Raw genomic sequence first — 23,445 nt, forward strand, 5'->3', positions numbered from 1 at the left:
GTCCGCCCGGTGCCTCACCGGTGCTCCCCCGACGGATGCCCGTCCGGCCCGGTGGTCGAATCCTGTGCACGACGGTAGTGGCGCCAGGTCACGGGAGGACGGCCGAAAGGTCACGGCGAGACGGCTGGCGGGCGGTGGGCGAGGTGGCCGGTGAGACGGCTGGACGAGGCGGCGTACGGGTGTGCGAAACTCCGTCCATGCTGGGTGTCACCGACCTTCCGACCTACCTCGCGGGCCTGCTGCTGATCGTTCTCCTGCCGGGCCCGAACTCGCTGTACGTGCTCTCCGTCGCGGCGCGACGCGGCGTACGGACCGGCTACAGAGCCGCCGCGGGCGTGTGGACCGGCGACACCGTCCTGATGACGCTCGCCGCGCTCGGTGCGGCCTCGCTGCTCCAGACCACGCCCCTGCTGTTCGCCATCGTCAAGTACGCGGGCGCCGGCTATCTGACCTGGCTGGCGATCGGCATGCTGCGCGCGGCGGTGTCCCTGTGGCGCGAACGGCACCGACGGACCGCCGAACTGGCGGAGGCGGCCGAGGCGTCCGAGGCGCCCGGGGCTTCCGGGGCGGGGGCGACGGAGAACCCCTACCGGCGGGCGCTGATGGTCAGCCTGATCAACCCGAAGGCGATCCTGTTCCTGATCTCGTTCTTCGTGCAGTTCGTCGACCCCGGTTACGCCTACCCGGCCCTGTCGTTCCTGGTGCTGGGCACCTTGCTCCAGCTCGCCAGCTTCCTCTACCTCTCCACGCTGATCTTCGGCGGCACCCGCCTGGCCGCCGCCTTCCGCCGCCGCAAGCGGCTCTCGGCGGGGGCGACCTCGGCGGCGGGCGTGCTCTTCCTGGGGTTCGCGGCGAAGCTCTCGCTCAGCAGCGTGTAGGGGGATGGGAGTAGTCATCCAACTCTGCTCGAGGGCAGGCCTGTTCGCGGATCCCGACCGGCCGCCGGTGCGGCGCGGTCTGCGGGCGTCCATGCCGGCTGCGGGGCCTGCGGAAATCCGCCCGCCCGGTCGATGCGGTCGTCCGGCAGGAGAGGGAACGGTCCCGTCCGGTGGGCCCCCGGGACAGCCCCGAGGCGAATGGTGCGGGGGCGGCTCGATGCTCGTCAGCGCGAGTGTGGAGGGGCGTCGAGTGGAGCGCGCGCGAGTGCTCCGTGAGTGGCGTGGCTGAATTTCACCATAAGGGGATTCTGGTCAAGAGCGGGAATTAATCCCTCCGTTGCCTGTAATTAGAGCCTCCCTGCTTGAGTTCTCCAGGAAAGCTCATTCTGGAGAACGAGAGACGAGGGAAGTCAGTGGCTGGTTCCAAGAGGATATTTTCCGTAACGAGGGTGGCTGCCTTGTTCGCTATCTCCGTTGCTGCTCTCGGCGTGGCACCGCAGGTTCGCGCCGAATCGGCCTCAGGCGGTCCAGTGCGCAGTGTGGAAACGGTCGACGGGCCGACCGGGGACGAGGTGGAGAGCCTCGTTGAACGCCTCGGTGACGCGCGGACCGGCGGAATGTACCTCGACCGTGCCGGGCAACGCTTCGTCGTCACTGTCACCGACGGCGAGACCGCCGAGAAGGTCGAGAGCGCTGGTGCCTTAGCGCAACGGGTGGCCTACGGCACGGAGTACCTGGAGAGCATCAAGGAGGAGCTCGACAACACCTTCTGGACGCCCGGGACGAGCTGGGGGGTCGACGTCCCGGCCAACCAGGTGATCGTCCGGGCGGACAGTACGGTGAGCGACGAGGACTTCGCGGAACTCGAGGCCTTCGTGGAGTCCCACGGGGAGGCGGCGAGTATTCTTCGCGTGCCGGGCGAGACGCGGCCCGCGGCCTCACCGATCAACGGCGGGGATTACATACAGAACGGGAGCACCCAGTGTTCGTACGGGTTCACCGTACGGAACAAATCCAAGCCCGGTGAGCTCTCCATCCTCACTGCGGGTCACTGCATCATCACTGCAGGGAAAACCTGGTACAAATCCAACGGAACCCGCATAGGCCACACCACCGGCGCCAATTATGTGAACGGCAACGACTTCGGCCTGATCCGCGCCGACAATGGCGCAAACGTGACCTACTACGGGAATGTCGAGGCTGCCGGAGGCGTGAGCCAGGACATCCGTTACTCGCGCGACAGCAGGGTCGGTGAGACCGTCTGTGCTTCCGGCTACCGGAGTAAATACGCGTGCAACTCCCTGGGGGCGAAGAACCAAACCATCAACTACACCAGCGGTCACCGTGTGACAGGTATGGATGTGACTGCCATCTGCCGTGCCGGAGGTGACAGTGGAGGGCCGCTCTTCGCCCAGGATGCTGCCCTCGGGATCCTGTCCGGAACGAACTCCTCGGCGTGCTTCAGCTACTACCAGCCGGTCAATGAGGCGCTGGCTTGGTACGGCATGGAGGTCTTCTGATCCCAGGACAGTCCCGTTGATCACCGGCCCCGGTCGTCCCCCTGCGAGGACGACCGGGGCCGGTGATCGTGACGAGCGGCCGTCATCAACGGATCGGCCCGGCAGTCACCACCCGCTCAGCGCTTGAGGAGCAGGCGGCGCCACTCATGGTGCGAGGACGCGGTCCTCATCTCCGCACACATCGGGCTTTACCCGCCGCGCTCGATACCGCCGTCCCCTGCCCGTTCGGCCGCCCGTTCCCCCGCTCGCCCCCCGCCCCGTCAGCCGCGCGTGCTGCGGACACGGGGGAGCCGCTGTTCCGCGCCCCGCTTCCAGGCGACGGCCTGCCGGGCGATCCTGCGGACCGTGGCGTTGCGCGGGATGAAGTCGAACTGCCCCGGAAGGGCCCCCGGCAGCGCGAGCGCGGTGAGCCTGCGGCGGCGGAAGTACGGGGATGAGGCCGGGGACGGGTGCGCGGCGAGGTACTCCTCGGCGGCGGGCCGCAGCCCCGGGTAGATCTGCGGCTGCATGGCGAACCCGACGGCCGTGACCAGCCCCGACAGCTCCGCGCGCACCTCCGCCTCGCCCGGCAGCCGCCAGGAGGTGACCGCCTCCCGGTCCTCCAGGGCGGGCAGCAGGGCGTCCACGATGGTGACCGGGACGCGGTTGCTGTTCTGGTACGGGGTCAGCGCGGCGAGCAGTTCCTCGGTGCCGACCCGCGCGACGGGAATCCCGTAGAACGTGGCCGCCGTCAGCAGCGCGGTGGAGAACGCGCCCACGACGAGCGCCGGGCGCGTCCGCTCGTACACCACCTCGGCGATCACCGGGGAGTCCAGCACGGTGAGTTCGGCGCCGAGCGCCCCGGCCTCCTGCTCCAGCGCGCGCGACCAGCTGACCGGGGCGGCGGGGTGCGGCTTGAAGACCACGTGGGTGTGGCCGAGCGCGACCGCACCGCGGAGCATCCGCAGATGCAGCTCCTGCTCCTCGTCGGCGGTGAGTACGTCGATGGCGGAGAGGTACTGCCCGAGCAGCAGCGCCGGCGCGTCGGCGGGAGCGCTGAACTCATCGGCGGAGGCGGCAAGTTCGCCCAGGACCTTGAGGAACTCGGCGGTCGGCACGACCTCCGGCTCCACGCCGAACTCGGTCATCAGCAGCGGCCGCAACCCCCGCACCAGGTCCAGGTGGAGCAGACGCTGCACCCGGGTGCCGATCAGCGGGTCGATCTTGCTGCGGGTGGGGCCGTAACTCATCAGCCCGTCCGCGTAGAGGTGGATCGGACTCTCGCCGAAGATCTTGGCCACCGCGCTGGACGGGTTGGCCTGGATGGACTCGCAGGCGATCTCCACCGGCCCGTCGCCCAGCTCCCAGGCCAGCCGCAGGTACCGCTCCCAGAGCAGGGTGTCCTGCTCGCGCGGGAACCAGCCGGCCGGGTGGAAGGGCCTGATGAACGCGTTCCACGAGTGCACCTCGTCGAACTCCGCTCGCAGCGAGGCGAATCCGGCCATCCGGTCGAGCGGGGTGCCCACCTCGGGGGCGGGGGAGGTGTCGCTGACGATCAGCAGCCGGCGGTGCTCGGCGCGCGGGCCGAACTGACCGGCCCGGATCGCCGCGGTCACCGTCGCGGCGGCGTACTGGGAGGCCGCGAAGAAGAGCTGGGTGGAACGGATGGCAGACATCAGGCGCGGGCTCCGGTGGCGGCAGGCGTGACGGTGGGGGCAGGCTCCCCGCCCGTGGGGCGGCGGCGCACCCGGCGCAGCAGAGCGGCGCGCCGGTCGCCCAGGGAGCGGAGGGTCTCGTCGAGCAGATCGGGGGGAAGCCGGCGCAGCGCAGTGGCGCTCATGGTGCGCAGCGTCCGGGCCACCGCTGGTTCGAACCGTTCTATGGAACCGAGATGGTGGGCCATGACCGCGCAATAGGTGCGGACGGCCTTCGGCAGCAGGGTTTCCGCGTCGGAATCCTGCGAAGTCTCCTCGATGACCTGGTCGAATGCCCGGATGAAATCGAGCTGCCGTACATCTCCGATCTGGGTGAGAGAGGAGGCGACCCCGCGCCGGTAGAAGAGGCCGAGCAGTCCGACCGCGGCGAAACTCTCCGCCTCCCGGTGCAGCCGCCAGATCCACGGCCGGTCCTCGGCGGTGCGCAGACCGTCCGTGAAGTGCAGCAGACCCTGGTCGAGAAGACGGCGGTGGTAAATACCGGCCCAGGCGTACGGATAGTCCACCGACGTGGTGCGGTCGACCGGAAGTATCACCGAGCGCGGGCTCAGCGCCACGTTCCGCAGCCCGTGCGGCACCCGGTGCACCGTCCGGGTGCGGCCGGTCACCTGCACATGGTCGGTGCGGATGAAGTCGCACTCCAGCCGCTCGGCCGCGGCCACCAGGTCGGTGAAGTAGCCGGGGGCCAGCCAGTCGTCGCCGTCCAGGAAGGTCAGATACTCCCCGTCCGCCGCGTCCAGGCCGGTGTTCCTGGCCGTGGCCAGACCGCCGTTGCGCTCGTGGACGATCACCTTCGCGCCGGGAATGTCCTCCCTGGCGCGCCGGAGGATCTCGGCCGTCCCGTCGGTCGAGCAGTCGTCGACGAGGATGAACTCGAAATCCTCCCGGGCGTTGGCCCGCAGGCTTCTGAGGGTGTCGGGCGCGTATGTCTGCACGTTGTAGAACGGCACGATGACGGAGAGCTTAACCACCCGCAGCACGCTAGTTGGAGACCCGGCGCATTTCCTGTCCCGGAAAAGTACTGCGAGTGAACGATGAATGTCCGAACGGTGAAGTGGACCGAATGTGGGGGAAGTTGACCACTCTGGCCTGCCGATTCCCCAACCGTCGGCCGCCTGTTAACCCTTTGTTGCTGTCGCGTTGGGCCGCGCATCGAAATGCCTTCCTAACTTCTGGGACGTGCCCCCACGTACCAGCAATCAGGCCGATCCGGCCGAAGCCCCAGCCGAGCCCCGCCAGGCGCTGCGGGTCGCCGTCCTCGCCGACTCCGACACCCGGTGGAAATGGGGCGCGCTCACCGCGCGCCGCCTGACCGCCGAGGCGACCGGAGTCGGGCCGGCCGCGCGTCCCGTCGAGGTCAGCGGGCTGCTGCTGCGCGGCCGGGCCACTCCGACCCCCCGTCAGCTCGCGGAGGTCGGCGAGGTCGGTATCGACGCCGGGCGGGTCCGTGAGGTCACCGCCGTCGAGTTCCTGCACACCGTGCGCGACGAGGGGTACGACGTCCTCGTCCTCGCCCTCGTCGGCGGCGGTGTCCAGGCGATGCTGCACGGGCTGGCCGCGCTGCATCTGGAGCGCCGCCCCGTCATCGTCACCGGGTACGTCGGCGTCGTCTACGAGAAGCTGGCCGACGGGCTGCTGCTCCGGCACGGCGCGGACATCGTCCTCGCCAACTCGGCCCACGACGCGGAGCGGTTCCGTGCGGTGTACGAGGGAGTGGGCGCCGACGCCTCGGCGGTCACCGAGGCCGCGCTGCCCTTCCTGGGCGGAGCCCCGTACCGCCCCGAAGAGGGCCGCGACACCGTGGTGTTCGCCGCGCAGCCCTCCGTACCGGCCTCCCGCGCCGACCGTACGTACCTGCTCCGCCGGCTCGTCGAGCACGCCCGGCTGCACCCCCGCCGCGAGGTGCTTCTGAAGCTGCGCTCCAAGCCCGGTGAGCACACCACGCACATCGAGGAACTGCCCTACCAGAAGCTCGCACAGAAGCTGCCCGGCGGGCTCCCGCCCAACTTCCGGTTGGTGTACGGGCACATGGGCGAAGTCCTGGACCGCACCGACCTCCTGGTCACCGTCTCCTCCACCGCGGCCCTGGAGTCCCTGCACCGCCGCATCCCGACGGCCGTCCTCACCGACCTCGGCGTTCGCGAACCCCTCGGCAACCACCACTTCGTCGGCTCCGGGCTCCTCACCTCCTGGGACCGGCTCGACGGCGGGTACCGCCCGCGCCCCGACGCGGAGTGGCTGGCAGGACAGGGCGTCGCCGCCGACGGCTCGTACGGCACCGCCTACGACAGGGCCCGCGCCAAGGTGGCCGAGCTGCTGGCGGACGGCCGACTCCCGGCGCTCGCGCCGTACTACACGCCCACCACGGCGCCCGGCTACCTCCCCGGCATCCTCGCCCGCCACCACCTCGCCCCCGACGGCACGCCCCTGCCCGGCGCCGCCGCACCGCAGGAGCCCGGCCGGGTCCGGGGCGTGGTGCGGGAGACCGTACGCAACGCGGCGCGCGGCGCCTACCGGCACGGCGTCCAGCGCGTCGCCCCGGTGATCCGCCGGATGGGGGAGCTGTGACCACCACCCCGGGGACCTCCACGACCTCAGCGGCCTCCACGACCTCAGGAACCTCCATGACCCCAGGAGCAGCGATGAAGCCGCCCCCGACCGTCCTCGCCGTGATCCCCGCCCGCGGCGGATCCAAGGGCGTGCCCGCCAAGAACCTCGCCGAGGTCGGGGGCGTCCCCCTGGTCGCCCGCGCCGTACGCGCCGCACTCGGCGCCCCCGAGGTCACCGACGTCGTCGTCACCACCGACGACGGGGCCATCGCCCAGGCCGCCCGCGCCGCCGCCGTCGACCTCGGCGCCGCCCACCGGCTGCACTGCGTCGAGCGCCCCGCCGCCATCGCGGGCGACACCGCCACCAGCGAGGCGGCCGTGCTGCACGCCCTGGACACCTACGAGGCCGAGCGCGCCAAGCGCGTCGACGTGGTCCTCCTCGTCCAGTGCACCAGCCCCTTCGTCTCCCGCGACGACATCGACGGGGTGGCCCGGGCGGTCGTCCACGAGGGCGCCGACACGGCCGTCACCGTCGCCACGTTCCACGGCTTCGTCTGGCGCGACGGGCACGCGGTGGAGGAGGGCACGTACGGCGTCAACCACGACAAGTCCGTACGCCCCCGCCGCCAGGACCGCCCCCAGGACTACCTGGAGACCGGCGCCGCGTACGCGATGGACGCGGCGGGCTTCCGCACCCACCGGCACCGCTTCTTCGGCCACACCGCCCTGGTCCCCACCGACCCGGCCCGGGTGCTGGAGATCGACGACCCGCACGACCTGGCCCGCGCCCGGGCGCTCGCCCCGCTCCTGGACCCCGCGCCGCTGCCCACCCGGGCCGACGTGGACGCGGTCGTCCTGGACTTCGACGGCACCCAGACCGACGACCGGGTCATGGTCGACTCCGACGGCCGCGAGACCGTCGCCGTCCACCGGGGCGACGGACTCGGCATCGCCGCCCTGCGCAAGGCGGGCGTGCCCCTGCTGATCCTCTCCACGGAACAGAACCCCGTCGTCGCCGCCCGCGCCCGCAAGCTCCAGGTCCCCGTCCTGCACGGCATCGACCGCAAGGACGAGGCGCTCAAGCAGTGGTGCGACGAGCAGGACATCGCTCCCGAGCGCGTGCTCTACGTCGGCAACGACGTCAACGACCTCGGCTGCTTCGCCCTCGCGGGCTGGCCCGTCGCGGTCGGCAGCGCCCACGACTCGGTGCGCGCGGCGGCGCGCGCCGTCACGACCACCCCCGGCGGCTACGGCGCCATCCGCGAGATCGCGGCCTGGCTGCTGGGCCCCACCCTCACCGCTGACATCTCAGCCCCCACTGTCCCCACCACGTAAGGAAGCACCACCATGAGCACCTCCCGTCTGCGCACCTTCGGCACCCGCACCGCCGGACCCGGCCGGCCCGTCTACATCACGGGTGAGATCGGCATCAACCACAACGGCGACCTCGGCAACGCCCTCGCCCTGATCGACGTGGCCGCGGAAGCCGGCTGCGACGCCGTCAAGTTCCAGAAGCGCACCCCGGAGATCTGCACCCCGCGCGACCAGTGGGACATCGAGCGCGACACCCCCTGGGGCCGGATGACGTACATCGACTACCGCCACCGCGTCGAGTTCGGCGAGGAGGAGTACCGGGCCATCTCCGAGCACTGCGCCGAGCGCGGCATCGACTGGTTCGCCTCCCCGTGGGACACCGAGGCCGTCGCCTTCCTGGAGAAGTTCGACGTCCCCGCCCACAAGGTGGCCTCCGCCTCGCTCACCGACGACGAGCTGCTGCGCGCCCTGCGCGCCACGGGCCGCACGGTCATCCTCTCCACCGGCATGTCCACCCCGAAGCAGATCCGCCACGCGGTGGAGGTCCTGGGCAGCGACAACATCCTGCTCTGCCACGCCACCTCGACCTACCCGGCCAAGGCCGAGGAGCTGAACCTGCGGGTCATCAACACCCTCCAGCAGGAGTACCCGAACGTCCCGATCGGCTACTCCGGTCACGAGACCGGCCTCCAGACCACGCTGGCCGCCGTCGCCCTCGGCGCCACCTTCGTCGAGCGCCACATCACCCTGGACCGCGCCATGTGGGGCTCCGACCAGGCCGCCTCCGTCGAGCCGCAGGGCCTGACCCGCCTGGTCCGCGACATCCGCACCATCGAGGCGTCCCTCGGTGACGGCGTCAAGAAGGTGTACGCGTCCGAGCTCGGCCCGATGAAGAAGCTCCGCCGGGTCGCGGGCGTCGTCGCCGAGGCCGAGAACGCCCCGGCCCCCGAGCCGGTCGCGGTCTGAGCGCCGACCGGTGAACCTCGCCTTCGTCGAGAGCCCGGTCCAGCTCCTGAACGTCCTGGAGTGGGTGCACACCGAGGGGGGAGACGATCCGGCCGCCACCACGGTCGTCGTTCTCCCCCCGGTCGACCCGATGTCGCGCGGTCAGCTGCGCCGGATGGCGGAGCTGGCCCGCGACGAGGGCGTCGCCGTCCGCTGGCAGGAGGCGCGCGGGGAGTCCGGCGCGCCTCTCAAGGCCCTGCGCGCCCTGGCCGGACTGGTCAGGCGCGCGGACCACATCGTGATCGGCGACCCGTTCTCCCGTTACGTGCAGCTCCTGCTGACCCTGGTCCGCGCCGAGCGCCTCACGGTGGTCGACGACGGCACGGCGACCATGGAGTTCGTCGCCCAGCTGGCCAGGGGCGAGCGGCTGACCCGCTGGCACCGCAAGGGCCGGGGCGGGCCGCGCGAACTGGTCCTGGCCCCGGTCACGGCCACCGCGCGGCGCCGCTTCACCCCGACGGCCCGGCGCACGGTGGAGGTCTTCACCGCGATGCCGGTCGAGCCCCCCGAGGGCATCACCGTCACCGCCAACGCCTTCACCTGGACCCGCGCCCGCTTCGGCCCGCCCGCCATCGGCAAGGGCGCGGACCTGGTCGGCACCTCCCTGGTGGAGACGGGCGTGGTCGACGCCGCCCCGTACCGGGAGGCGGTGGCGGCCCTGACCCGCACCCACGGGGCCACCCGCTACTTCGCCCACCGCCGCGAGTCCGCCGAGAAGCTCCACGCCCTGGAAGCCGCCACCGGCCTGGAGATCGTCCGCCCGGACCTCCCCCTGGAGCTCATCGCCCGCCGCGGCCCCATCGGCCACACGGTGGTGAGCTTCCCCTCCACGGTGGTCCACACCCTCCCGCTGGCCCTGGCCGGCACGGGCGTGAACGTCGCGGTCTGCGACATCGCCCCCGAGTGGCTGCGTACGACGGCCTCCCCGCGCGCCCAGGGCTTCCTGAGCGGGGTCACGGAGACGGCCCGGGGGGTGCAGCGGCTGACGTCCACGGCGCACGCGTAGAGGGCGGGGTGTCGTACGCGCAGGGAGCGGGGAGGGCGTACGCGCAGGGGGTGCGGCGACGGCGTATCGACCGGTCCCGTACACCATTGGAGAACCCCAAGGCATACCCACCGTCACGACCCGTCACACACCTCCACCCCGCCTTCTGTTCCCCTGTGCGGTTGAAGTTTTCTTGATCTGTGGCCAGTTGGGGGGTGAAGGGGCCTACGCTTCACCAGGTGAACCAGTTGAAGTCCCGCGCCGCAGCCCGCTCCGAAGACCTGGTCGACCAGCCGGGAGGAGGTGGGCTGCCCGGCAGGCTCGGTGACGAGCTGCGGGCCGAGCTGATCGCCTTCCGCCGGGATCTGCACATGCACCCCGAGCTGGGCAACCAGGAGTTCCGGACCACCGCCGCCATCAAGGACCGGTTGGAGAAGGCGGGGCTGCGGCCGCGGGTGCTCGACGTGGGGACCGGGCTCGTCTGTGACGTGGGGGAGTGGGACGGGGTGACGCCCATGCTGGCGTTGCGGGCCGACATCGACGCGCTGCCGATCCCGGACACCAAGGCGGACGTCCCCTACCGGTCCACCGTCCCCGACCGGGCCCACGCCTGCGGGCACGACGTCCACACCACCACCGTGCTCGGCGCCGGGCTGGTCCTCGCCGGGCTCCACCGGCAGGGGCTCCTGCCGAACGCGGTACGCCTGGTCTTCCAGCCGGCCGAGGAGGTCCTCCCGGGCGGCGCGGTCGACGCGATCGAGTCCGGGGTCCTGGAGGGCGTCGGCCGGATCATCGCCGTCCACTGCGACCCCAAGGTGGACGCCGGGAGGATCGGGCTGCGCATCGGCCCCATCACCTCCGCCTGCGACCGCCTGGAGATCTCCCTCGACGGCCCCGGCGGCCACACCGCCCGCCCGCACCTGACCACCGACCTGGTCACCGCCGCCGCCCGGGTCGCCGTGGACGTCCCCGCGCTGCTCGCCCGCCGCGTCGACGCCCGCTCCGGCCTCGTGCTGACCTGGGGCCGCCTCCAGACGGGCCACGCCCCCAACGTCGTACCGCAGCACGCCGAGCTGTCCGGCACGGTCCGCTGCCTGGATCTGGCCGCCTGGCGGGACGCGCCCGACCTGGTGCACGCCGCCATCGACGAGGTGGCCGGAATGCATCGGGCCAAGACCGTGATCAATTACGTACGGGGCGTCCCGCCCGTGGTGAACGACGCCGAGTCCATCGGGCTGCTGGACGCGGCGATGACCGAGCGCCGCGGCTCGTACGCGATCGAGGACACCGAACAGAGCCTCGGCGGCGAGGACTTCTCCTGGTACCTGGAGCGCGTCCCCGGCGCCATGGCCCGCCTGGGCGTCCGGCCGCCCGGCGACACGCGCGGTCTGGACCTGCACCGGGGCAACTTCGACGTGGACGAAGAGGCCATCACCGTGGGGGTCGAGCTGTTCACGGCCGCCGCCCTGCTGGCCGGACGGTCGTAGGGCAGCCGTAACGAACTGTTCGCCGGCCATCCGTGGACCCGGCGCGCCACCCTCTGTTCGCGACGATCCGATAACGGCTTCCGTACGTGCTCTTATCTGACATCTACGCGCGTTACGATCGCCGCGAAACCAGCGCCGGAAGAGGCGCTTCGGTCAGGTTTGAAGGAGCCTCCCTTGCGCCGGATCACCAGGATTGCCACCGTGGGCGTCGCGTCAGCGGCCCTCGCGCTCAGCGCCACCGCGTGTGGCGGAAAGACGTCGTCGTCGGGCTCCGGCTCCGACGGTGACAAGGCCGCCATCGCGTACGACATCGGCGGCCGCGGCGACCAGTCGTTCAACGACGCCGCCTACGCCGGTCTCTCCAAGGCGCAGAAGGACCTCGGCGTCGAGGGCAAGGAGGCCGAGCCCTCCGACGGTGAGAGCGACGCCGACAAGGTGCAGCGCCTCACCGAGCTGGCCCGGGCCGGCAACAACCCGGTGATCGGCGTCGGCTTCGCCTACGCGCCCGCCATCAAGAAGGTCGCCCCGAAGTTCCCGGACACCACGTTCGGGATCATCGACGACGCCTCGGTGACCGGCAAGAACATCGCCAACATCGTCTTCAACGAGGAGCAGGGCTCCTACCTCGCCGGCGTCGCCGCCGCCAAGGTCAGCAAGACGAAGGTGGTCGGCTTCATCGGCGGTGTCGAGACCCCGCTGATCAAGAAGTTCGAAGCCGGTTACGTCCAGGGCGTCAAGGACACCGACCCCTCGGTGAACGTGCTGCCGCAGTACCTGACCCAGCCCCCGAACTTCGACGGCTTCTCCAAGCCCGACCTCGGCAAGGCCGCCGCCCAGGGCCAGCTCGACAAGAAGGCCGACGTGATCTACTCGGCCGCCGGTCTGGCCGGCTCCGGCGCCATCGAGGCCGCCTCCAAGGCGGGCAAGTGGAACATCGGCGTCGACTCCGACCAGTACAACCAGGCGGGCCTCGCCAACTACAAGGAGTCCATCCTGACCTCGGTCACGAAGGACGTCTCGGACGCGGTCTTCAACCTGATCAAGTCGGTCAAGGACGGCAAGCCGCAGTCCGGTGAGATCCGCTACGGCCTCGACAAGGACGGCGTCGCCCTGTCGACGTCCAACCCGGCCTTCACCAAGATGACCGACGTCATCGCCGCGGTCGACAAGGCCAAGCAGGACATCATCGACGGCAAGATCACCGTCAAGACCGCCCCGTAACCGGGACGGCCCTTCCCTCAGGCACCAGGCCCTGTCCGACCGCCCGCCGCACACCGGCGTGGCGGGCGGACAGGGCCGCCGGGCCCTCCCCGACCAGCGGGGCAGGTCCCCACCGCAGCCGGAGGACCGCGGCACGACCGCGGCTCCCCCGCGACACCCGAGAAGAACCCGCGGTACCCGAAGAAGAAGATCCGCCTCTCGCAGTGCTCTCCTTACCGGGCCGGACCCCGTGTCCGGACGGTGACGTGCGCCTGTGTTTCAAGATTTGGCAGCTCTACGCGTGTAGACAGCCCTCCGGCGCGATAACTTCACCCCCTTCAGCCCCTCCGCCCCCGCTCCTGTCCGGCCAAGGAGAGTGCGTCATCAACGCGTCCAGCAGCCCCCCCGCCGTGGAACTGCACGGCATCACCAAGCGATTCCCCGGCGTCGTCGCCAACCACGACATCGACATCACCATCGGCAAGGGCACCGTGCACGCCCTCGTCGGGGAGAACGGTGCCGGCAAGTCCACCCTGATGAAGATCCTCTACGGCATGCAGAAGCCGGACGAGGGCACCATCGCCATCAACGGTGAGCAGGTCTCGTTCTCCAACCCCGGTGAGGCCATCGAGCGCGGCATCGGCATGGTGCACCAGCACTTCATGCTCGCCGACAACTTCACCGTCCTGGAGAACGTGGTCCTCGGCGGCGAGAAGCTGCACGGCATCGGCTCCGGCGCCCGCAGGAAGATCAAGGAGATCTCCGACGCCTACGGGCTCGGCATCCGGCCCGACGTGCTCGTCGAGGACCTCGGGGTCGCCGACCGGCAGCGCGTGGAGATCCTCAAGGTCCTCTACCGGGGCGCCCGCATCCTCATCCTGGACGAGCCGACCGCGGTCCTCGTGCCGCAGGAGGTCGACGCCCTCTTCGCCAACCTGCGCGAGCTGAAGGCCGAGGGCCTGACCGTCATCTTCATCTCGCACAAGCTGGGCGAGGTGCTCTCGGTCGCCGACGACATCACGGTGATCCGCCGCGGCACGACGGTGGGCACCGCCGACCCGGCCACCACCACGACCAAGCAGCTCGCCGAGCTGATGGTCGGCAGCGAGCTGCCCTCGCCGGAGACCCGCGAGTCCACCGTCACCGAAGTCCCGATGCTGCGCGTCCAGGACCTCTCGCTCACCGTCACCGACCCCGACGGCACTGTCCGCGACGTCCTCGCGGGCGTCGACTTCACCATCCACAAGGGTGAGGTCCTCGGCATCGCAGGCGTCGAGGGCAACGGGCAGACCGAGCTGATCGAGGCCCTGATGGGCATGCGCGACCCGGACGGCGGCGTGATCACCCTCGACACCGACGACATCTCGCACGCCCCCACCCGCAAGCGCCGCGAGTCGGGCATCGGCTACATCCCCGAGGACCGCCACCGCCACGGGGTCCTGCTGGAGGCCCCGCTCTGGGAGAACCGCATCCTCGGCCATGTCACCGAGAAGCCCAACAGCCGCGGCTGGCTGCTGGACAACAGGGCGGCCCGCACCGACACCGAGCGGATCGTGCGCGAGTACGACGTCCGCACCCCCGGTATCGAGGTCACCGCGGCCTCGCTCTCCGGCGGCAACCAGCAGAAGCTGATCGTCGGCCGCGAGATGAGCCACGCCCCCAAGCTCCTGATCGCCGCCCACCCCACCCGGGGCGTGGACGTCGGCGCGCAGGCGCAGATCTGGGACCAGATCCGCGAGGCCCGCCGCGAGGGGCTCGCGGTCCTGCTGATCTCGGCCGACCTGGACGAGCTGATCGGGCTCTCCGACACCCTGCGCGTCATGTACCGCGGCCGACTGGTCGCCGACGCCGACCCGGCCACCATCACCCCGGAGGAACTGGGCTCGGCCATGACCGGTGCCGCCACCGGTCACCTCGAAAGCCCGGAGGACGAGGCCCGATGAAGAAAATCGACAAGGACCGGCTGATCCTCGGCTTCGCCGGGCCGGTGCTCGCCCTGGTCGTGGCCCTCGCGCTGACGACTGTGGTGCTGCTCGCCTCCGGCCGCAACCCCTTCGAGCCGTACCGGATCATGTTCGACTCGGCGTCGTACACCGACGTCCAGGTCCTGATCATCAACCAGGCGGGTACCTACTACCTCGCCGCCCTCGCGGTCGCCGTCGGCTTCCGCATGAACCTCTTCAACATCGGCGTCGACGGGCAGTACCGCCTCGCCGCCATGATGTCCGCACTGGTCGGCGCCAGCGTCAGCCTGCCCGGCCCGCTGCATATCGCGCTCATCGTCATCGTCGCGATGCTCGTGGGCGCCTTCTGGTCCGGCATCGCGGGCTTCCTCAAGACCAGCCGCGGGGTGAGCGAGGTCGTCTCCACGATCATGCTCAACTCGATCGCCACCGCGCTGATCGCCTGGCTGATCCTGCCGAAGAACTTCGGCGAGCAGCCCCCCGGCTCCAACAACCTCACCACCGGTGAGATCGCGGAGTCCGGCTGGTTCCCGGGGCTGCCGATGGGCGACGGGGCCGGCGAGATCTACGGCTTCACCTTCGTCGCGGCCGGCTGCGGCCTGCTGTACTGGTTCGTCCTCAACCGCACCCGGTTCGGCTTCGACCTGCGCGCCACCGGCGCCAGCGCCAGCGCCGCCCAGGCCTCCGGTGTGGACGCCAAGAAGATGATCCTCACCTCGATGCTGATCTCCGGCGCGGTCGCGGGCCTCGCGGGCATGCCGACGCTGCTCGGTGACACCCACACCTACAGCCTCGACTTCCCCACCGGGATCGGCTTCACCGGTATCACCATCGCGCTGCTGGGCCGCAACAACCCGCTCGGCATCGCCTTCAGCGCCCTGCTCATCGCCTTCCTGGACAAGTCGTCGGCCTCGCTCGACCAGTACGGGTACGAGAAGGAGATCGCCACGATCATGCAGGGCCTGATCGTGATCTCGGTCGTCGTCTCCTACGAGCTGGTACGCCGCTACGGCGTCCGCCGCCAGCAGCAGAAGGTCGGCGAGGAACTCGCCGCCGGCCATGCCATCAAGACCGAGAAGGAGGCGGCCCTGTGAGCACCAGCAAAGCCATCGCCGCACGCCCCGCCCCGCTGAAGGGCGGCCGCCGCAAGCTCACCCTGCCCGTCGTCCTGCTCATCATCGCGGGCGGCCTCGCCCTCGTCTCGCTCGTCCGCCTCATCAGCGGCGCCGACGACATCACCTCCGTCGGCCAGGTCGCCGGAGCCCTGGAACTCGCCGTACCGATCGGCCTCGCCGGACTCGGCGGCCTCTGGGCCGAGCGCGCGGGCGTCGTCAACATCGGCCTCGAAGGCATGATGATCCTCGGCACCTGGTTCGGTGCCTGGGCCGGGTTCCAGTGGGGCCCGTGGATGGGTGTCCTCTTCGGCATCATCGGCGGCTGCCTCGGCGGCCTGCTCCACGCGATCATCACCGTCACCTTCGGCGTCAACCACATCGTCTCCGGTGTGGCGATCAACATCCTCGCCGTCGGTGTCACCCGCTACCTCTCCAACTTCGCCTTCGACGGCGTGCAGGGCGGCTCCTCCAAGCAGTCCCCGCGGATCGACCCGATCGACAAGATCACCATCCCGGGCCTCTCGGACTGGCTGCGCGAGGTCCAGCAGCACCACTGGTTCCTGGTCTCCGACATCGCGGGCATCCTCGGCGGCCTGGTCACCGGCCTCTCCCTGCTGACCCTGCTCGCGCTGCTGCTGATTCCCGCCACCTGGTGGATCCTGTGGCGCACCCCGTTCGGACTGCGGCTGCGCTCCTGCGGCGAGTCCCCGGTGGCAGCCGAGACGCTCGGCGTCAACGTGTACAAGTACAAGTACATCGCGGTCACCATCTCCGGCGGGCTCGCGGGCCTCGGCGGCGCGTTCCTCGCGATCGTCGCCACCGGCATCTACCAGGAGGGCCAGACCGGCGGTCGCGGCTACATCGGCCTCGCCGCGATGATCTTCGGCAACTGGATGCCGGGCGGGATGGCGCTCGGCGCCGGACTCTTCGGCTTCACCGACAGCCTCAAGCTGCGCGGCGGCGCGGAGAACGTCCACGCGATGCTGCTCCTGCTGGCGATCCTGCTGGTCATCGCGGTGTTCTGGCAGCTCTACAAGAAGAAGTACGTCGCCGCGGTGATCTCGGCGGCCGTCTCGGCGCTGCTGTTCACCTGGTACCTGCTGACCGACCAGGTGCCGAGCCAGTTCGTCGACGCCGCCCCGTACGTCACCACGCTGCTGGTCCTCTCGCTCGCCGCGCAGCGGCTACGGATGCCGAAGGCGGACGGCGTGCCCTATCGGAAGGGCGAGGGCAAGTGACCTCGCCCGCCTCCGAAGGCCCAGCCGCCACCGTCACCTTCGACGAGGCCGACTGGGAGGCCCTGCGGGACGCGGCCCGGGACGCGATGTCCCGGGCGTACGCCCCCTACTCGGGCTTCCCGGTCGGGGTCGCCGCCCGGGTGGACGACGGCCGCACGATCACCGGCTGCAACGTCGAGAACGCCTCCTACGGCCTCTCGCTCTGCGCCGAGTGCGGCCTCGTCTCCACCCTCCAGGCGACCGGCGGCGGCCGGCTGACCCACTTCACCTGCGTGGACGGCACCGGGGAGATCCTGGTGCCGTGCGGCCGGTGCCGGCAGCTCCTGTACGAGTTCGGGGGCCCCGGACTCCTCCTGGAGACGCCCGACGGGCGCCGCACGCTGGACGAGATGCTGCCGCAGGCGTTCGGCCCGCAGCACCTCGGCTGACCCCGCACTCTCCGGCGGTGGCCCTTCCCTTCCTGGAAGGGCCACCGTCCTTTCCTCTCTCTATGCGCGTAGAGTCAACGAGGACTCTTGCGTACGCACCGGCCGGAAGGACTCCCATGGACGCCATCTCCGTCATCCGCACCAAGCGGGACCGAGGCGAGCTGACCCCCGAGCAGATCGACTGGGTCATCGACGCGTACACCCGCGGCGAGGTCGCCGACGAGCAGATGTCCGCCCTCGCGATGGCGATCCTGCTCAACGGCATGGACCGCACCGAGATCGCCCGCTGGACCGCCGCGATGATCGCGTCCGGCGAGCGGATGAACTTCCGAGCGCTCTCCCGCCCCACCACCGACAAGCACTCCACCGGCGGCGTGGGGGACAAGATCACCCTGCCGCTCGCCCCGCTGGTCGCCGCGTGCGGCGCGGCCGTACCGCAGCTCAGCGGCCGGGGCCTCGGCCACACCGGCGGCACCCTGGACAAGCTGGAGTCCATCCCCGGCTGGCGGGCGCACCTGTCCAACGAGGAGATGCTGCACGTCCTCGACACCACCGGCGCGGTCATCTGCGCCGCCGGTGACGGACTGGCCCCCGCCGACAAGAAGCTGTACGCGCTGCGCGATGTCACCGGAACCGTCGAGGCCATCCCGCTGATCGCCAGCTCGATCATGTCCAAGAAGATCGCCGAGGGCACCGGGGCGCTCGTCCTGGACGTCAAGGTCGGCTCCGGCGCCTTCATGAAGACCATCGAGGACGCCCGCGAACTGGCCTCCACCATGGTCGCCCTCGGCACCGACAGCGGCGTCCGCACGGTCGCCCTGCTCACCGACATGTCGACCCCGCTCGGCCTCACCGCGGGCAACGCCCTGGAGGTACGGGAGTCCGTCGAGGTCCTGGCCGGTGGCGGCCCGAAGGACGTCGTCGACCTGACCCTCGCCCTGGCCCGCGAGATGCTGGACGCGGCCGGCCTGAAGGACGCCGACCCCGAGAAGGCGCTCTCCGACGGCTCCGCGATGGACGTCTGGCGCCGCATGATCTCCGCCCAGGGCGGCGACCCGGACGCCACGCTGCCCACCGCCCGCGAGCACCACATCGTCACCGCCCCCGCCTCCGGCGTCCTCACCCGCCTGGACGCCTACGACGTCGGCGTCGCCGCCTGGCGCCTCGGCGCCGGCCGCGCCCGCAAGGAGGACCCGGTGCAGGCGGGCGCGGGCGTCGAACTCCACGCCAAGCCCGGCGACACCGTCACCGAGGGCCAGCCCCTGATGACGCTGCACACGGACACCCCGGAGAAGTTCGACTACGCCCTCAAGGCCCTCCCGGGCGCGTACGACATCGCCCCGGCGGGCACGTCGTTCGCCCCGCTGCCGGTGGTGCGGGAACGTATCGCCTGACCTGCGGCTTCCCTGTACGGGTGAACGGGACCGGTGGACTGCCGCCGGTCCCGTTCGGCATGCTGGACTCGGTGACGTACCGATAGAGGAGACCGCCATGAGCGCACTCACCGTCGACCCCGTGCCGGGCCACGGCCAGGACTGGGACGACATCGTCCGGATCTGGGAGGAGACGGACGCACCCGAGGGCTGCAAGGTGGAGATCATCGAGGAGATCGTCACCGTGTCGCCGCCACCGTCCAAGGACCACAACACCACCGCTGCCCTGCTCCAGCGCAGGCTCTACACCGTCATCCCGGAGGAGTGGGAGATCTACCAGACCCTCGGCCTCTCGCTGCCGGGGCGGGGTGGGATCTACATCCCCGACCTCGTGGTCGTGGACCGCGCCACCGCCTCCGGGCCGGGGAACACCGTCCCCGCCGAGGAAGCCCGCCTCGTCGTCGAGATCACCTCCCGGGCCAACGCCAACCACGACCGCATCAGCAAGGCCAACGGCTATGCCAAGGCCGGGGTGGAGCTGTTCCTGCTCCTGGATCCCTGGCACTCCGGCCGGCCGACCGCGACGCTCTACGGGGAGCCGGAGGGCGGCACGTACCGGGTGCTGCAAGCGGTCGAGTACGGCGGGAAGATCACCCTCCCCGAACCGTTCGGACTCGACCTGGACACGGGTGTCTTCCCGGTCAGCTGAGGCCGCTTCCGCCACTCCTGTCGGTGGCACACGCGAGCGGCCCGCCGCACGGAACTTCTCCGTGCGGCGGGCCGCCGTCGTGCGGGGTGAACTACCTTCCCTGGCGGGTCACTTGCCCAGGTAGGCGTTGTAGATCTTCACCGAGGACTTGTTGCCCTTCTTGTCGGTGATGTCGGCGGCGAAGGAGATGGCCTTGCCCTTCGCCGGGTTCTTCACCGAGATCTTGCCCTTCTTCACGGTGACCTTCTTCCAGGTCTTGCCGTTGTTGTAACTGACGTACGCTGTCAGCGACTTGAGGTTCTTCCCGGCGGCCGAGCCCTGGACCGTCACCGGCACCGAGATCGTCCTGCCCGCCTTCGCGTAGCCGTCGGAGCCGATGGCGGGGGTGAAGCGGGCGGTGGAGACCGGGAGCTTCGTGGTCGACTTCTTGGAGCGGAACGAGAAGCTGACGTCCACCCGGGTGGAGAGGTTGCCGATCTTCGCGCTGTGCCGCACCGACGAGGTGAGCTGGTACGAGGCGTCGCCCGCCGGGACCTTGAACGGCTCCCAGCCCTGGAGCGGGTCCTTGTTCTGGGCGTACTTCTTGCCGTTGCGGTGGAGCACCGTCGTGACCGACGAGAGCTGCATCCCGCCCTCGTTGCCCTTGCCGTCCGCCAGGACCGGCAGCATGGCGGCGATCTCGTTGCCCTCCCGGTAGACGCCGTCGTAGCCGGTCAGCCGGGGGCCGAAGACACCGGTGTTGACCGCCCGGGTGTAGGTCTTGCCGCCCTTGTAGGCGACGGCGTTCCCGACGGTGTAGCCCGCGTCGTAGACCGGGAAGCCGTCGGCGTCCTTGCCGCCCACCTGGGTGAAGTCCAGGGTCCAGCGGGCCTTGTCGGTGGTGGAGAGGCGGATCGTGCGGACCCCGGGCAGCGACTGGGTCGCGGGAGAGCCGTAGAGGCCGTAGCCGCCGGGCAGTTCGGCCATCGGGTAGACCATGCCGGTCTTCTTCTTGACCGCCCCGGCGCCCATCGTCAGCTTCACCGTGGCGAACTGGTTGGCCTTGTAGGTGCGGCTGTAGCCCGTGCCGAGCTGCTGGACCCGGCCGCCGGAGACGGTGTTGTAGTCGCCCGACGCCCCGGTGTTCCAGCTGCCGGCCCAGCGCTGGCTGAGCGAGCCGTCGGTGATCTTCGGGCCGACGTGGGCGGTGCGGAGGCTGTCCCCCGCGCCGACCATCCAGCTGTACGTGGCCTCGGCCTGCTTCGTCGAGATCGTGTACTCGCTCTGCAGGCTGCGGACCTTGGCCCCCTTCACCGGCAGGGTGATGGCGATCGGCTTGGCCTTGCGTGCGTCCAGCGTGACCGTCGTGTTCTTCGTGACGGCCAGCTTCGGCTGGGCGAGCCAGTCGATGTGGTTGGGCTTCTTCCGGTCCGTGACGATGTCCGAGTCCAGGACGTACGTGCCCTTGGGCACCCGGACCTTGGCCACCCCGTTCTTGAACGGCGCGGTGAACGAGGCGCCGCCCGCCGTGCCGCCCAGGTCGCCCAGCGAGAAGTCCGCGGCGGCCGGGGCCTTGCCGGTACGGCCGATGGCCTTCAGCGTGACGTCGTACGACTCGCGCTCACGGTCGACCGCGGCCGCGGTGCGGACGCTCTGGCCGCCGCCGGTGCCCGTGACGTACGCGGAGTACGCGCCGTTCTCCGCGCCGCCCAGCCGGGTGTCGGCCGTCAGCGACACCTGCGCGGTGCCGCCCGCGGGGACGGTGACCTGCTGTGCGCCCAGGGTGAAGAAGCCGGCCGGGGCGGGCTTGCCCTTGGGGCCGGTGCCGGTGACCTTCAGATCGAGGGTGACGTCGGCGGTGCCCAGGTTGCGGTACGTGATGTTCTTGGTGACCGGGACGTCGTCGGTGTGCGGCCACTGCTGCACCCCGAAGTTGACCGAGACCTGGTCGCTCACGACGGTCTGGGTGAGCGCCCGGTCCACCGCGATCCGGCCCGCGCCCTGCTGGAACGGGGTATACGCACCGGGCTTGGCCGAGGCCGCCAGCACGCTCTTGAGCTGGGTGTTCTTCCAGCCGGGGTGCTGCTGCTTGAGCAGCGCCGCGGCGCCCGCGACATGCGGGGTGGCCATCGACGTGCCGGAGATGGTGGTGTAGCCCGCAGGCTTCTCACCGACCTCCAGAGCGATCTCCGAGCCGGGGGCGGAGGCTGCCGTGATGTCCGCACCCGGGGCGGTGACATCGGGCTTGACCCCGCCGTCGCCCACGCGCGGGCCACGGCTGGAGAAGCCCGCCAGCTTGTCCTTGACGTCGACCGCGCCGACGGTCAGCGCGGCGTCCGCGCTGCCGGGAGAGCTGATCGTGCCCGCCCCGTCGCCCTCGTTGCCCGCCGCGATGGCGAAGAGGACACCGCTCTTGGCCGAGAGCCGGTTGACCGCGGCCTCCAGCGCGTCCACCTCGGGGGTGTCCATGCCGCCGAGGCTCAGGTTCACGATGTCGGCGCCCTGGGCGACCGCCCACTCCATGCCGGCCAGGATGCCCGAGTCGTCGCCGAACCCGTCGTCCCCGAGCACCTTGCCCGCCAGCAGCTTGGCGTCCGGGGCGACGCCCTTGAACTTCCCGCCCGACCGGGCGCCCGAACCCGCCGCGATCGACGCGACGTGCGTGCCGTGGCCGACCCGGTCCTTCAGGTCCCGCGAGGAGGAGAAGTTCTTCGCCGCGGCGATCTTGCCCTTGAGGTCGGCGTGGGTCCCGTCCACCCCGGTGTCCAGGACCGCGATCTTGACGCCCTTGCCGGTGTAGCCCGCCTGCCAGGCCGCCGGCGTCCCGATCTGGCCGACGCTGCGGTCCAGGGCGACCTTGCGCTTCCCGTCCAGCCAGACCCGGTCGACGCCCGCCGCGGTGGTGCGCTGCGGACTGCCGGCCTGCTCGCTGGTGAGCGCCTCCCACAGGTCCGGGGCGTCCTCCTTCGGCGTGGCCACCGACTGCGCGTTCAACGACGGCAGGCTCCGCCCGATCCGGGTGGCGCCCGCGCCCCGGACCTCCGCCTTCGCCCGCGCGCTCTGCGCGCCCCCGTAGCTGACGATGAGCCGCAGGTCCTTCTTCTGGGCCCGGCGGTTCTCCGGCCGGTTCAGCTCCGTGATGTCGAACAGCCGCCGGTCGAGCTTGCCCGAGGCGATGAGCCGCTGGGCGTCGGCGGGTATGACGAGCGTGCGCCCGTCCCGTATCTGCTTGCGCACCGGGATTCCGGCGCGCCCCTGCGCGGGCTCGAAGCCCACGACCCGGCCCTTGGCGTCCACCGACACCCGGTCACCGGTGATCAGCGTCAGCTGGTGCACGGCCTTGCCCGGGAGACCGGAGGCCGCAGGGCCCGCCGCGGAGGGCCGGACCGGCTGGGCGGCGGCGGGCGTGGTCATGCCCGCGGCAAGCGCGACGGCGACGGCCGCGGCGACAGCCGGGACCCCCGCCCTGTTCACATGTCTGCGCAACTCTCCCCCTGGAGAATGAGGCGGTTCCTCTGAACCGTTCACTCAGACCAGAGGGAAAAAGTCGTGAAGGGGTTCGCAAGGGATGTGCTCAATTTGTGAGTTGGGGCTCATCGGCCGAAATCCCACCCCGGGCGGCGATGAGTTTCGGTCACCGGGTCGGTCCTGCCGTTGTGGCAGCCGTGAAACCGATCGTTCTCGTCGTCGCCGGACACGTCACCCGTGACGCCGTACCGGCTCTCTGCGCGGAGCTGGAGACCTTGCTGAGCGGTCCCGGGGCCACCGCGCCGGACGGGGCCCCTCCCGCGCCGTCGGGCCCCGTGGAGTGCGATGTCGGCGGCGTGGACCGGCCCGGCCTGGCCCTGGTGGAGGCGGTGGCCCGACTGGCCCTGGTCGCCCGCCGGTCCGGGCGGCAGCTGGTGCTGCGCCGGGTGGGGCCCGAACTCCAGGGGCTGCTGGACCTGGTGGGGCTGGCGGAAGTGGTGGGGCTGGGGGAGCCGGAGGCCCGGCGCTCCCGGCCCTGA

Annotated in this window: 18 protein-coding genes; 15 read left to right on the forward strand and 3 right to left on the reverse strand. The window is 70.8% G+C overall.

Features of this window, described 5'->3' with window-relative positions; translation table 11 throughout:
• The first annotated feature begins 197 nt into the window (after positions 1-197).
• Both leuE and AC0682_RS13665 read left to right on the forward strand, forming a co-directional pair.
• A complete protein-coding gene (leuE, locus tag AC0682_RS13660) occupies positions 198-878 on the forward strand; it encodes a leucine efflux protein LeuE (RefSeq protein ID WP_478532904.1) in 681 nt (226 codons plus the stop codon).
• Positions 879-1,417: 539 nt separating this feature from the next.
• The gene (locus tag AC0682_RS13665; protein WP_478532905.1) at positions 1,418-2,398 is read left to right on the forward strand and encodes a S1 family peptidase; all 981 of its coding nucleotides are present in this window, start codon (positions 1,418-1,420) and stop codon (positions 2,396-2,398) included.
• A 260-nt stretch (positions 2,399-2,658) separates the two neighbouring features.
• Here AC0682_RS13665 and AC0682_RS13670 read toward each other — a convergent pair whose 3' ends face one another.
• Both AC0682_RS13670 and AC0682_RS13675 read right to left on the reverse strand, forming a co-directional pair.
• Entirely contained in the window at positions 2,659-4,053 is a 1,395-nt protein-coding gene (locus tag AC0682_RS13670; RefSeq protein ID WP_478532907.1) for a polysialyltransferase family glycosyltransferase, read from the reverse strand.
• Entirely contained in the window at positions 4,053-5,063 is a 1,011-nt protein-coding gene (locus tag AC0682_RS13675; RefSeq protein WP_254811851.1) for a glycosyltransferase family 2 protein, read from the reverse strand. The genes AC0682_RS13670 and AC0682_RS13675 overlap by 1 nt, the downstream gene beginning before the upstream one ends.
• A 208-nt stretch (positions 5,064-5,271) precedes the next feature.
• Here AC0682_RS13675 and AC0682_RS13680 point away from each other — a divergent pair, with 208 nt between their 5' ends.
• From AC0682_RS13680 to AC0682_RS13735, 12 genes are all read left to right on the forward strand, one after another.
• Positions 5,272-6,660, forward strand: a complete 1,389-nt coding sequence (locus AC0682_RS13680; protein WP_478532908.1) for a DUF6716 putative glycosyltransferase — start codon at positions 5,272-5,274, stop codon at positions 6,658-6,660.
• 74 nt (positions 6,661-6,734) lie between these two features.
• Complete coding sequence (locus AC0682_RS13685; RefSeq protein ID WP_254813201.1) at positions 6,735-7,976, forward strand: acylneuraminate cytidylyltransferase; 1,242 nt, start codon at positions 6,735-6,737, stop codon at positions 7,974-7,976.
• 12 nt (positions 7,977-7,988) lie between these two features.
• Positions 7,989-8,921 (forward strand): N-acetylneuraminate synthase family protein, encoded by a 933-nt coding sequence (locus tag AC0682_RS13690; protein ID WP_254811849.1) that lies wholly within the window; start codon positions 7,989-7,991, stop codon positions 8,919-8,921.
• 10 nt (positions 8,922-8,931) lie between these two features.
• Positions 8,932-9,966 carry a hypothetical protein gene (locus AC0682_RS13695; RefSeq protein ID WP_478532909.1) on the forward strand — a complete coding sequence of 345 codons (1,035 nt, stop codon included), beginning with the start codon at positions 8,932-8,934 and terminating at the stop codon, positions 9,964-9,966.
• A gap of 227 nt (positions 9,967-10,193) precedes the next feature.
• Positions 10,194-11,432 carry an amidohydrolase gene (locus AC0682_RS13700; RefSeq protein WP_437441670.1) on the forward strand — a complete coding sequence of 413 codons (1,239 nt, stop codon included), beginning with the start codon at positions 10,194-10,196 and terminating at the stop codon, positions 11,430-11,432.
• 174 nt (positions 11,433-11,606) lie between these two features.
• On the forward strand, positions 11,607-12,653 hold the full coding sequence (locus tag AC0682_RS13705; RefSeq protein ID WP_254811846.1) for a BMP family lipoprotein: 1,047 nt from the start codon (positions 11,607-11,609) through the stop codon (positions 12,651-12,653).
• Positions 12,654-12,991: 338 nt separating this feature from the next.
• Positions 12,992-14,575, forward strand: a complete 1,584-nt coding sequence (locus AC0682_RS13710; RefSeq protein ID WP_437441669.1) for an ABC transporter ATP-binding protein — start codon at positions 12,992-12,994, stop codon at positions 14,573-14,575.
• Entirely contained in the window at positions 14,572-15,690 is a 1,119-nt protein-coding gene (locus tag AC0682_RS13715) for an ABC transporter permease (protein ID WP_254811844.1), read from the forward strand. Before AC0682_RS13710 ends, AC0682_RS13715 begins: the two co-directional genes overlap by 4 nt.
• Positions 15,687-16,949 carry an ABC transporter permease gene (locus AC0682_RS13720; protein WP_254811843.1) on the forward strand — a complete coding sequence of 421 codons (1,263 nt, stop codon included), beginning with the start codon at positions 15,687-15,689 and terminating at the stop codon, positions 16,947-16,949. The genes AC0682_RS13715 and AC0682_RS13720 overlap by 4 nt, the downstream gene beginning before the upstream one ends.
• Positions 16,946-17,377 (forward strand): cytidine deaminase, encoded by a 432-nt coding sequence (locus AC0682_RS13725; protein WP_254811842.1) that lies wholly within the window; start codon positions 16,946-16,948, stop codon positions 17,375-17,377. Before AC0682_RS13720 ends, AC0682_RS13725 begins: the two co-directional genes overlap by 4 nt.
• A 116-nt stretch (positions 17,378-17,493) precedes the next feature.
• Positions 17,494-18,771, forward strand: a complete 1,278-nt coding sequence (locus AC0682_RS13730) for a thymidine phosphorylase (RefSeq protein WP_478532910.1) — start codon at positions 17,494-17,496, stop codon at positions 18,769-18,771.
• 97 nt (positions 18,772-18,868) lie between these two features.
• On the forward strand, positions 18,869-19,459 hold the full coding sequence (locus tag AC0682_RS13735; protein WP_478532912.1) for a Uma2 family endonuclease: 591 nt from the start codon (positions 18,869-18,871) through the stop codon (positions 19,457-19,459).
• A 108-nt stretch (positions 19,460-19,567) separates the two neighbouring features.
• On the opposite strand, the gene AC0682_RS13740 is transcribed toward AC0682_RS13735, so the two are convergent.
• Positions 19,568-22,912, reverse strand: a complete 3,345-nt coding sequence (locus AC0682_RS13740; protein ID WP_478532913.1) for a S8 family peptidase — start codon at positions 22,910-22,912, stop codon at positions 19,568-19,570.
• Positions 22,913-23,061: 149 nt separating this feature from the next.
• Between AC0682_RS13740 and AC0682_RS13745 the strand changes: the two genes are divergently transcribed.
• Entirely contained in the window at positions 23,062-23,445 is a 384-nt protein-coding gene (locus AC0682_RS13745) for an STAS domain-containing protein (protein WP_478532915.1), read from the forward strand.

It is taken from the genome of Streptomyces sp. NPDC043746 (genome assembly GCF_056436485.1).

Excerpts from the sequence above, each read along its gene's own strand:
- AC0682_RS13690 (WP_254811849.1), top strand. The coding sequence starts at position 7,989 with ATGAGCACCTCCCGTCTGCGCACCTTCGGCACCCGCACCGCCGGACCC.
- AC0682_RS13730 (WP_478532910.1), top strand. The coding sequence starts at position 17,494 with ATGGACGCCATCTCCGTCATCCGCACCAAGCGGGACCGAGGCGAGCTG.
- AC0682_RS13685 (WP_254813201.1), top strand. The coding sequence starts at position 6,735 with ATGAAGCCGCCCCCGACCGTCCTCGCCGTGATCCCCGCCCGCGGCGGA.
- AC0682_RS13670 (WP_478532907.1), bottom strand. The coding sequence starts at position 4,053 with ATGTCTGCCATCCGTTCCACCCAGCTCTTCTTCGCGGCCTCCCAGTAC.
- AC0682_RS13715 (WP_254811844.1), top strand. The coding sequence starts at position 14,572 with ATGAAGAAAATCGACAAGGACCGGCTGATCCTCGGCTTCGCCGGGCCG.
- AC0682_RS13745 (WP_478532915.1), top strand. The coding sequence starts at position 23,062 with ATGAGTTTCGGTCACCGGGTCGGTCCTGCCGTTGTGGCAGCCGTGAAA.
- AC0682_RS13735 (WP_478532912.1), top strand. The coding sequence starts at position 18,869 with ATGAGCGCACTCACCGTCGACCCCGTGCCGGGCCACGGCCAGGACTGG.
- leuE (WP_478532904.1), top strand. The coding sequence starts at position 198 with ATGCTGGGTGTCACCGACCTTCCGACCTACCTCGCGGGCCTGCTGCTG.